Here is a 1319-nt window from a genome sequence, read left to right as displayed (position 1 = left end):
AAGGCCAACCGGCCGGAACGGGAGCGCAAGGGTCGCAAGGGACGTCCCGGCGTGGCGCGGGTTCTGGCCGGGACCCCGGACGAGGTGGCCGAGCGCCGCGCGATATCCTGCCCGCATTGCGAACATGGTCTGCCGCCGGACGGTCAGACGCTGGCGCATGAATACGACCATGTGGACATCCCGCCGGTGAGCGCCCACACGACACGGGTGCGGATCTTTTCCTGCCGCTGTCCGGGCTGTGGGGCCAAGGTGCGCGGCACGCCGCCCGAGGGGATGGAACCTGGCACACCCTTCGGCCCGCGCCTGCACGCTTTTGTCGCTTATCTGCATCACCATCACGCCATCGCCTATGGCCGCCTGTCGCGCCTGTTCAAGGAAATCTGGAACCTCTCCATCAGCGAGGGCGCCATCGCCAATGCCCTCAAGCGCTGCGGCCGGGGCATGGCGGGGACGCGCCAGGACATCCTGAAGCTTCTGCGCGAAGCCGGGGTCATGTGTTCGGACGAGACCGGGGCGCGGATAAAGGGACGATCCGCCTGGGAATGGGTGTTTGCCGGCCCCGATGCCGTGTTGCACGAAATGGCCGATACGCGCGGCGCGGTGGTTCCCAGGATCGTTCTGGATGGCCATCGGCCCGAGGTCTGGGTCTCGGACCGCTTCACCGCCCAGACCGGCCACGGCCGGGATGCGCAGGTGTGCCTGGCTCATGTGCTGCGCGATGTTCAATACGCCATCGACGAGGGCGACCGCACCTTCGCGCCGGGCGTGCAAAAGCTGTTGCGCTGGGTCGTCGCCAAACACCGAAGCTGGGGCGCGGTCAAACCCGCCACCATGGCCGCCCATCGGCGCAAGGCCGATGAAAAGCTCGACGCGCTTATGGCGCTGCCGGTGAGCGGGCCGGCGCACGAGAAGTTGCGCAAACAGGTGCTGGGCTGGCGGGCTTGGTACTTCACCTGTCTCGATCGCCCCGACGTGCCGCCCACCAACAATTTCTCGGAACGAGCCCTCAGGCCATCCGTCATCATGCGCAAGGTCACCAACGGCTTTCGCTCATGGGACGGCGCACACGGACATGCCACCATCCGCTCGGTCATCGGAACCGGCGCTCTCAACGGCATAACGCCCCTTCAGGCCATCGAACACGCCATCGCCGGAAAGCCAATCTGCCTCACCGCGTGACGATGGGGGTGAGCAGTTACGAATTTTAAGAACGTTTCGATCGGCACCAAAATCGTGCTGGCATTCAGCCTCGTGCTTGTCACGACCATCGTGACCGGCTTGATGATCTTCTATTCGGACAAGCAGCTTGAGAAGAACGT

At 65.0% G+C, this 1319-nt stretch carries 1 protein-coding gene; it reads left to right on the top strand.

The features are described from left to right. A partial coding sequence (tnpC, locus tag V5F77_RS28825; RefSeq protein WP_429008477.1) for an IS66 family transposase occupies positions 1–1179 on the top strand: 1179 nt, incomplete at its 5' end. Positions 1180–1319 lie beyond the last annotated feature (140 nt).

This window comes from Roseixanthobacter psychrophilus (assembly GCF_043195195.1).
Lineage (GTDB): Bacteria > Pseudomonadota > Alphaproteobacteria > Rhizobiales > Xanthobacteraceae > NCEH01.
This window is presented reverse-complemented; position numbering and strand designations above follow the sequence as displayed.